The organism is Streptomyces sp. NPDC058683, from assembly GCF_042716195.1.
Lineage (GTDB): Bacteria > Actinomycetota > Actinomycetes > Streptomycetales > Streptomycetaceae > Streptomyces.
This window is the reverse complement of record NZ_JBHXSK010000084.1, coordinates 27,406-35,578: the sequence shown is the minus strand read 5'-3', so window position 1 is coordinate 35,578 and position 8,173 is coordinate 27,406. Positions and strand designations below refer to the sequence as shown.

Sequence of the window (8,173 nt, the reverse complement as noted above, 5' to 3'; positions counted from 1 at the left end):
GGATGCTCCCTTGTCGAGCCCATGGCGGGTCAAGGCGAGGTTCTGCTCCCCGCGCCCGCGGGGATTTCCCCCAGGCCGAGGTGCTGACCGAGGTAGCCAGGCTTGCTCCCCGCGCCCGCGGGGATGTTTCCGATGACGTCGACCTGGTCGAACACGAGGTGGACTGCTCCCCGCGCCCGCAGGGATGTTCCCTACGCCCTACGCCGCGGCTGTGGAGTACGGGACGGCGCCCTGCTCCCCGCGCCCGCGGGGATGTTCCCGCGATTTGTCACGCACTTGTGGATATCGGACTCTGCTCCCCGCGCCCGCGGGGATGTTCCCGTCAACTGGTTCCGCCGCATCGCGGTCACGACCTGCTCCCCGCGCCCGCGGGGATGTTCCCAGGTCCTGCGCCTGCACGAGGCCGAGGCGCCGCTGCTCCCCGCGCCCGCGGGGATGTTCCCTCGTACGGGGTCAGGACCTGGGTCGCCGTCGACTCCTCCCCGCACTCGCGGGGATGTTCCCCCTCCTCACAACGACGGCGGCCGCGCCCTGGCCTGCTCCTTGCGCTCGCGAGGATGTTCCCTATTGGGTCAAGCTCGACGTTGCACCGCAGTTCTGCTCCCCGCGCCTGCGGGGATGTTCCCACTAGGTCCGATGGCAAGGAAGCCCAAACGGCTGGGTTCGCTGTCAAACGCCTCGATTGGATGTGTAGGTTCTCGCGGCCCGTGTCATCTGCCGGGCCTGTGACCTGGGCGTTCCCGCTGTGTCTCACGCGATGTCATCCGCCAGATTCTCAGAACCCGTGTCATTTCCTCAGCTCTCCTGTTCGATGCAAGCCGCTGACCTGGGACATGACATCGGCGTGAGACTGAGGCGGAGAAAATGACACGAAATCTGAAAACTTACAGGATGACGAGGGACAAAGTTCGCCCGGGGCAGACAGGGAAGATCGCGGAAAGACTGGCCAACGGGTGCGAGGTCATGTCAACGTAGACGACCTTGCAAGAAACCCCAGGTCAGAGAGGTGATTGCCCGTGACCGTAGCCTCTACGGGCCCCGGTTTCTCTACCACCGTCGAAGCCCTGCGATTGCGGGAGTGGCAGCTCGGCCCCGGTCAGCCGACCCTGGTCATGGACCAGTTCTCCGCCGAGGACTTCCACCTGGTCGTCGATGATCGTGCGGACGTGCACGTCAGCAGCAAGGACGGCCGCTTCTACCTCGGCTGGTTCCCGCTCGGCCGCCCCGGCACGAACGGCGAGGGATGGAAGATCGCGGTCACCCGCACCGCCAAGGTCCGCGGCTACCACGTGTCGTTCGACACCGAGATGCTGGCCGACATCGTCGCCGTCGCCGTAGCGCGCGTGCTGGAGACCTCGCGCCGTCTCTGACAGCTCGCACACCGTAGTGGCTGTGCCTCCGCGAGCAGGCCGGCCGAACGGCGGTCCGCTCCCACGCACCCATTTCCCCAACCCAGGAGGTTGTTCGTGACGTCCCCGGAGATGACCGTCGGCGGTCTCATCGAGCTGTTGTCCGCCTGCGACCCGAACGCTCCGGTCCGCCAGGCCATGAATCCGTTCTTCCCGATGGCCCACCGCCTGGCACAGGTCATGCAGTCGGTCGACGAGTCCGGCCGGACCATCGTCTACCTCGCCGAGGGGCGGGACGAGGACGCGCAGCTCGGCCACCTGCCACCGGAGGTCGCCATCGCCCTGACGTGGCAGGGCCCCGTCCAGGCACCCCCGCGCCGCCCCCGCCGCCGCGCCGGCGGCAACTAGATACGCACCGAGCCCTGGAGGCGCCCCTGTACCCCGACTTCCCGCCCGACTCGTCCACCCCGAGCGCCGGTCAGCCCGCGTTCTGGGTCGGCCCCCGGCACCTGGCCGGTGACGACGGGCGCCTCTACGACGTGGTCGCCGACACGCTTGCCGGCCTGGGCTGGACGAGCCTGACGATCGTCCGCGGACGCCATGAGCCGGACGAGGCACCGGAGGACCGCCAGGTCCTGCGGAGCACCGTCCTGCACATCAGCCCTGACGCGCTGCGCTGGGCACAGTGGGGCTTGGCGGACGAGCCGTTCCACCTGGGCGAGCTGCCGATCGCCTGGCAGATCTCCGCCCGGGCCGAGACGAGCAGTCCGCTCGCCCAGTGGTCGGCCTACTTCACCCGCGACGTCCCCGGCGAGGCGGTCGTCGACTTCCTCGTCGCGCTCGACGCGAGCGACCAGCCCGCAGTTCCGTTCGCCGGAGCCGATTTGGTCCTCGACGCGGTCGCCGCCCACGGATGGTTCCGTGACATCGACCGGCCCCAGGCGGCAGCGACGGACCCGACGTTCACCTCCCACATCAGCCTCGGCGAGGTCCCGCCCCTCATCCAGGACGCCGACCCGCGCGCCCTCATCGCCGAGGACGATGACACTCGGCCGGCCGGATGGCAGGCGTGGGCCGAGCCCGCGCTCGGCGCACCCTGCCTGTGGGCGGCCTCGTTCGCCGCCAGCGTTCCGCACGATCTCGTCGCCGCCTTCGCGGCCTCCCTCAGCTCGACCGCACCGGTCCTGCGGCGGGTGCTGCCCGAGGCCACCCAGGAGCGCCTCCTGCGCGCGCCCGCCATCTAGCATCCGCGCGCATCTCTCGACGATCGCAGTCCGGCACCCCATGAGAGGGGTGCCGGACTTTCTTGCTTCTCGGGTAGCAGACATTGAGTCTTCAACGCCCAGCACGGTTTGCCGCCCCGAAACGGAACGATGCAGGATGCGGCCATGCAACCCAGCGTCGGCGCCTTTCTGGTCACTGTTCTCGTCGTCGCCGCGACGATCGCGTTGACGACCCGTTCACGCCGCAAGCGCACGGCTGTTCTTGCGGCGCAGTGGCAGGCATTCCAGCAGCACCGCAGCTCCGGCCAGGGGCAACTCCTTCAGGTCACGCGGGTCTACCAGCACGGACGTCGTGGCTCAAAGGCCGTCGTGACCTGGTGCGATACCGGGCGGCAACAGGACGCCTGGTTCTGGAACTGGCACGTTCCGGTGGGCGCGTACCTGCTCGTGAACGCCTCCAGCGGCTACGGGCCGCACAGCCACAACCCGAACGTGCTCTACGTCCAGCCCGGCCAGGTCCGAGCCTGGGTACCGGGCCAGGCCGCTCGCGCCGCGCAGCGCATCAGCCAGTAACGCGATGCTGCCCTCGACCATGGCGGTCGAGGGCAGCATCACAGGCTGGAGGTGCGCGGGATCAGCGCGTTGCCGTGGCCTTGGCGAGGGCCTTGTCGAGGTGACGGTCGACGAGGGCGGGGGAGCCGGAGACGATCACCAGCAGGTTGCCGTCGCGGATCGCGGTCTGCTTGACCACGCTGCTTCGCCCTGCGGCGGTGAACGTCAGGAGCTGGCTCCACTGCTGGTCACCGCCGGCGTTGGGAGCGGTCAGCCTCTGCGAGGCGACGTCGACCGGGGTGCCGCCGGAGACGACCTGATAGGTCGGGCAGCCGGTCATTGCGTCGAAGATCCGGGCGATTCCGTCGGAGAGCTTCTTCGCGCTGTCGCTGTACAGCTCCTCGGAAATTTCCGAGGAGCTGCCGCCGTAGGTGAAGGCCGCCTTCGCCTTGCGCGGGAAGGCGAGCGTGCCGCCGGTCGCCGCGTCGCCGCCCAGCTCGCTCAGGGCCGGGCAGCCGATGACGGTGACGTCGTCGTGCTGGGCCGGACGCTCCGGCTTGGGCAGGTAGCCGCTGCCGAGGTCGCTCTGGTCGAGCAGGCGGGACGAGAGCGCGGCCGAGGAGAGCACGGCCGTCCCCTGAGCGCGGTCGGACGGCGTGCCCTCCCGGGCCGCGGCAGGGCGCTGGTCTCCGGTGGTGTCGGTGGAGCAGGCGGACAGGCCGAGGAGGACGGCGGTGATGCCGAGGGCGGTGGTGGCGACGCGAACGCGCATGACAGAACTGACCCCTTGGTGCTAGGCGACGGGTGGTCAGTGCGGGCCCGCGGGCCCGGTGGGGTCGTAGGAGTGGTGGTCAGTGCCCGAGGTGGCGCAGGCAGTCCTCGAATGTGGCGTGCGTCGCGTCCGTCGGCCCGCTGTTGCGGTTGTACCAGGCGGTATCGATGCGCGTCTCCCGCTGCTGGTGGCCTGCTCGGCAGCGCAACCAGATCTCACCGCGGGTGGAGAGGATAAGCCAGTCCCGGTACGCGCCGCACTCGGCGCAGGCGGCCATCTCGCCGTCGAGGACGAGCGGCTGCGCCCACGGCATCATCTTGCCGTCGACCTGGTCGTGGCTCGGCACGCGCAGCTCCGGCGGGAGGAAGTCGTCCATGACGGCCACCGGCGCGGCGAACTCCGGCTCAGGCGCCGGCACCCCGAAGCCGGGCGGGACCTGGCCCTGCAGCTGCGCGTGCAGCTCGGCGAACTGCCGCTGAGCTTCGGTCGGCTCCTTGCCCCGTCGGCGTATCCGGTGAAACACCCTCGCGTCCTCCTCTACCTCGTCACCTCGTCCTGCGCGCTTCATGATCGTGCCCCACGCCCCCGCCGGTTTCAATTCACAACGTCCACAGTCCGTCCGACCAGGTCAGCAGGGGCGTTTGGGCTTCTCGGTTGCCCAGATGACGAGTTGGCCAAGATGCGTGTCTCGGTCCTGTGCGGCGGCGTTGCCACGGTGTGCCCGATGCCACGTCATCGTCTCCCTCGACCGCCCAACTGCACGGCGCCTACTGGCTCGACTCACCCCACCTACGCTATGCCCGTCCGTCCTGCGGGTGCACGGACGCCGACAGGCTCCACATCGAACCTGGCCCCCACCGGGGTCAGATGTGGCGCACGACCATGCTGTGGATCGCGGGCGGGGCGGTGGCCTTGTCGCTTCTCTCGGTGGTGCGCTGAGGCCGCGTAAGCGCATCGAGCGGGCCTATCGGCTCGGACGCGCGGTGTCCTCACCGCTACGCCGCCTGCCGGGCGCGGAGGGCCTCGTGCTTGCCCCGCGCTTCGCGGACCGGGTCGCTGCGGTGCTGGTCTCGGGCAGGTGGGAGGCGTCGGCGGGCAGGTCTGCGGCTCGCCGCATCCGCCACACAAGCACGTCACTGACGGAGTCCGCGGTGCCGAGTTCGCGCCGTGCGGCAACGTCGGAGAGCAGAGCGGCCGGGTCGTAACCGGCGGCTTCGGCCTCCGCGACGGTGGCGGCCAGGGCGTACCAGCCGGGCTCCGCGAGGACCTGCTCGGCCAGATCCGGCAGGGCCTCGCGCAGCAGTGCGGTCTGGCGCTGGAGCATCGGCCGGTTCAGGCGCCGACCGCGCTCGTAGAGAACACCGAGGGGCTGCGCGGCGGCGGCCTCGTAGGCGGTGCGCAGGTGCTGAGCAGCCCGGGTGGCGGCCTCAGCCTGCTGGGCATGGCCTTTGCGGGCGTGCCAGTGCGCGGCGGCAGTGATCAGGAAGAACAGCATGTCGATCGCCATCGCCGTGGTCGCTCCATCCTCGCCGCGGCCGAGGGCCTGGCCGCCGTGGACGAGGTCGCGGGCGGCCTGCCGCAGGGCGCGATCGTGCCCGCGTACGGCGCGGACGTGGGAGCGGGAAGCTCGTTCGAAAGCCGTTGCGGCGTCGCGCAGTTCGCGGCGGGTGTGGGCTGCGGACGTCTTCGCGAGGGCGTCCAGGACCTCGCCGGCCGCGGCGATGTGGGCGGCGGCGACCGCGTCCTCGCCGTGCTCGAAGACGAGCATGGTCTGCCACACGGCCGAGGCCGTTCCGCGGCGCGCGGCGGCCGGACTGCCCGGCCCCGGACGGATCGCATCGTCCTGCCGGGAAGCCGGGGCGTCGGCGGACCAGCGCTCGCGGATGCGGGGCATCGACAGGTCGGGAGCGAGGCGGGCGCCGGGGTAGAAGATCGGCTCGCCGTCCTTGTTCAGGTCGTCGGGCAGGGCGACCTTGTAGCCGAGGAGGTCACCGGAGGGCGCGGCGCGCTTGCGGATCAGGAGGCCGGCGGCGGCGAGCCGGTCGAAGAACTCCTCGTCACTCCGCGCCCCGCTCACCGCCCGTCGCACGGCTTCGCGCAGCTCCTCGCGGGCGGTGCGCTCGCGACCCTGCCGCTCGGCCTTGTGGCGCTCGGCGCTGGTGGGCCGCTGCGCGGCTGTGCCGTCGCCGGGTGCGACCTGGTGGAGGCCGAGTTCCTTCTCGATGAGCCGGGCTTCGGCCTGGGCACGGGCGCCGGAGCGGAAGTCGTCCGGGCGGTGGCCGTCCTCGGTGACGAGGGTGGCGACGATGTGGATGTGGTCGTCGGCGTGGCGCACGGCGGCCCAGCGGCAGCCGGACTGCCCCTCACCCGGGTCGATGCCCGTGGCGGCGACGATGCGGCGGGCGATGCCGGCCCACTCCTCGTCGGACAGGATCCGGTCGCCCGGGTCCGCGCGTACGGAGGTGTGCCAGACGTGCTTGGCCGGGCGGGCGTGTTTGGCGAGGGCCATCATCGGTTGGTCCAGGAGCCGCTGGAGGTCAGTGAGGGTGGCGTTCGGATCGCGGCCGGGGTCGGGGGACATGCCGTCGAAGGAGGCGACGAGGTGGGGGTCGGTGTGGTCCTCGTGCTTGCCGGTGTCGTAGAGGTAGTAGAGGAGCCCTCTGGTGTCCGACCCGGACGGGTTGACGCTGGGGATCATGAGCCGTGGTGCTCGATCAGCCGCGTGGCGGCCTCGTGGGCGGTGTCGGCGGCACGCCGTACGGCCGCGATGGCCGCTTCGAGGTGAGGAACGTCTGCACCGGAGTTGAGCGCCTTGACTGCCTGGTTGAGGTTGCTGCCGGCCCAGCCGAGCCGACGCCGGCTGTCGAACAGGGCCGTGATCACTTCGCGTTCGTCGGCGATCTCGGCGCTGGTGCGGTCAAGGTCGCGGGCGGCGGCGAGCGCGGAACGGGCGAGGAACCCGGCGACGGACAGGTTGCTCTGGGCGGCGGCGGATTTGATCAGGGCGTACTCGTCTTCGTTGAATCGCGTGGCGGGCTGGCGCAAGCGCTTCTTTGCGGGCGGCTGGCGCGGTCGCTGACGAGCGCGCTGTCGCCGGGCGCGCGGTTCGGTCTGCTTCTCCTCCTGCCCCGGCTTCGATCCGCCCCCGGTCGAAGCCCGAAGGACCTGCGCCCCCCGGTGCAGGTCCTCTCCCGCCCCCTCGGGGGCGGGATCGGCGGAAGCTATGCTTCCGCCCCAACTTGCTCGCCCCGGGACCGAGTTGGAGTCACAATCAGGTTCCGGGGTGGTGCCGTTCTTGCTGGCGTTCGTCATTCGGATTCGGGCCTCGTAGAGCGGGTGCGGTGCTGGATGGTTGCGGCCAGAGCGAGAACATCGGTCGGGTTCGCCAGGACGTGGACCGGTCCGTCATGGTGGTCCTGGACGAGCCACTGCCCGGTCGGCATGCGGACGAGGGCGTGGACGAGTTGCCGGCGGACCAGCACGTCCGCCCAGGCATCGGCCTCGGCGGTGGTGGGCTCGGCAGAACGAGGTGGACGTGGAGTCACGGCATACCTCCTGAGCGGGGCGGTGGCCCGGCGCTGAGCCGGGCCACCTTGACGGCTGTGAGGTCTGAGCTGGGGTTTTGCTGGTTCAGCCGCACTCGGGGCAGCTTCCGACGTGGCTGTTGAGCGCGCGGGCCATCCGCTGTTTCGCCGAGGCGGCCTGCTTCGCGCTGGACTTCGCCGCCGGCCTGCCCGCGTGCCGTTCGGAGTGAGCGAGCATGAAGCCGATCTCTCGCTCGTACTCCGCGCGAACGGTGTTGAACTGGTGGCAGGTCTTCATTTGGCGGTGCTCCTCGCTGTGGTGATGTTCTCGTTCCGCAGCTCCTGGAGGACAAGGCCGAGTCGGTCGTTTCCGACCCCCGTCAGGCCCTGGCGGCGGATGATTTCGCGCAGTTGCACGCGGGTGATCGCTTCGTTGCCGTCCCGTTCGAGCAAGGCAGGAACGTGAGGGAGTACCTCGTGGACGAGCTGGCGCTCGGACTCGCCCAGCTCGCGTGTCGGGCGCTCTGTCTGCGGAGAGCGGGACCGGGCACGCTTGACCCTGGTTTTCGTCCGGGACTGCCTCGCCTTCTTCGGGCCGAGCGGCACCTTGTGTCCTCGGTCCTGGGTGGTCTCGGTCCCGGACTCGGTGGTGGTCGGTCCTCGGTCCTGGGTGGTCTCGGTCCCGGACTCGGTGGTGGTCGGTCCTCGGTCCTGGGTGCTCTCGGTCCCGGACTCGGTGGTGGTCGGTCCTCG

10 protein-coding genes, 1 pseudogene and 1 CRISPR repeat array are annotated in these 8,173 nt (G+C 70.5%); of the genes and pseudogenes, 4 read left to right on the top strand and 7 right to left on the bottom strand.

Annotated features, from left to right (window positions below; all coding sequences use genetic code 11):
* Positions 1–42: 42 nt before the first annotated feature.
* Positions 43–626: a CRISPR direct-repeat array (repeat unit 29 nt; unit sequence CTGCTCCCCGCGCCCGCGGGGATGTTCCC).
* A 390-nt stretch (positions 627–1,016) separates the two neighbouring features.
* The 4 genes from ACFWXC_RS50095 (at position 1,017) to ACFWXC_RS50080 (ending at position 3,145) form a co-directional block, all read left to right on the top strand.
* Positions 1,017–1,370 carry a DUF317 domain-containing protein gene (locus tag ACFWXC_RS50095; RefSeq protein WP_384490495.1) on the top strand — a complete coding sequence of 118 codons (354 nt, stop codon included), beginning with the start codon at positions 1,017–1,019 and terminating at the stop codon, positions 1,368–1,370.
* Positions 1,371–1,466: 96 nt separating this feature from the next.
* Entirely contained in the window at positions 1,467–1,757 is a 291-nt protein-coding gene (locus tag ACFWXC_RS50090) for a hypothetical protein (protein WP_384490493.1), read from the top strand.
* A 14-nt stretch (positions 1,758–1,771) separates the two neighbouring features.
* Positions 1,772–2,593, top strand: coding sequence for a DUF317 domain-containing protein (locus tag ACFWXC_RS50085; RefSeq protein WP_384490497.1), 822 nt, complete (start codon positions 1,772–1,774; stop codon positions 2,591–2,593).
* 144 nt (positions 2,594–2,737) lie between these two features.
* Entirely contained in the window at positions 2,738–3,145 is a 408-nt protein-coding gene (locus tag ACFWXC_RS50080; protein ID WP_384490491.1) for a hypothetical protein, read from the top strand.
* Between the two features lie 61 nt (positions 3,146–3,206).
* On the opposite strand, the gene ACFWXC_RS50075 is transcribed toward ACFWXC_RS50080, so the two are convergent.
* From ACFWXC_RS50075 to ACFWXC_RS50045, 7 genes and pseudogenes are all read right to left on the bottom strand, one after another.
* Entirely contained in the window at positions 3,207–3,896 is a 690-nt protein-coding gene (locus ACFWXC_RS50075) for a hypothetical protein (RefSeq protein WP_384490489.1), read from the bottom strand.
* A 79-nt stretch (positions 3,897–3,975) separates the two neighbouring features.
* Entirely contained in the window at positions 3,976–4,419 is a 444-nt protein-coding gene (locus tag ACFWXC_RS50070) for a hypothetical protein (RefSeq protein ID WP_384490487.1), read from the bottom strand.
* A gap of 441 nt (positions 4,420–4,860) precedes the next feature.
* A complete protein-coding gene (locus ACFWXC_RS50065) occupies positions 4,861–6,594 on the bottom strand; it encodes a relaxase/mobilization nuclease domain-containing protein (RefSeq protein WP_384490485.1) in 1,734 nt (577 codons plus the stop codon).
* Entirely contained in the window at positions 6,591–6,941 is a 351-nt protein-coding gene (locus ACFWXC_RS50060) for a plasmid mobilization protein (protein ID WP_384490483.1), read from the bottom strand. The genes ACFWXC_RS50065 and ACFWXC_RS50060 overlap by 4 nt, the downstream gene beginning before the upstream one ends.
* 263 nt (positions 6,942–7,204) lie before the next feature.
* A complete protein-coding gene (locus tag ACFWXC_RS50055) occupies positions 7,205–7,441 on the bottom strand; it encodes a hypothetical protein (RefSeq protein WP_384490481.1) in 237 nt (78 codons plus the stop codon).
* An 85-nt stretch (positions 7,442–7,526) separates the two neighbouring features.
* Positions 7,527–7,718: a hypothetical protein gene (locus ACFWXC_RS50050; RefSeq protein ID WP_384490479.1), complete on the bottom strand. Its 192-nt coding sequence runs from the start codon at positions 7,716–7,718 to the stop codon at positions 7,527–7,529.
* Positions 7,715–8,173, bottom strand: a pseudogene (locus tag ACFWXC_RS50045) (hypothetical protein); the annotation flags it as partial. The pseudogene ACFWXC_RS50045 and the gene ACFWXC_RS50050, both read right to left, overlap by 4 nt.

What these genes read in the sequence shown, in the direction of transcription:
- ACFWXC_RS50065 (WP_384490485.1), bottom strand. Translation starts at nt 6,594, where the DNA reads ATGATCCCCAGCGTCAACCCGTCCGGGTCGGACACCAGAGGGCTCCTC.
- ACFWXC_RS50080 (WP_384490491.1), top strand. Translation starts at nt 2,738, where the DNA reads ATGCAACCCAGCGTCGGCGCCTTTCTGGTCACTGTTCTCGTCGTCGCC.
- ACFWXC_RS50050 (WP_384490479.1), bottom strand. Translation starts at nt 7,718, where the DNA reads ATGAAGACCTGCCACCAGTTCAACACCGTTCGCGCGGAGTACGAGCGA.
- ACFWXC_RS50075 (WP_384490489.1), bottom strand. Translation starts at nt 3,896, where the DNA reads ATGCGCGTTCGCGTCGCCACCACCGCCCTCGGCATCACCGCCGTCCTC.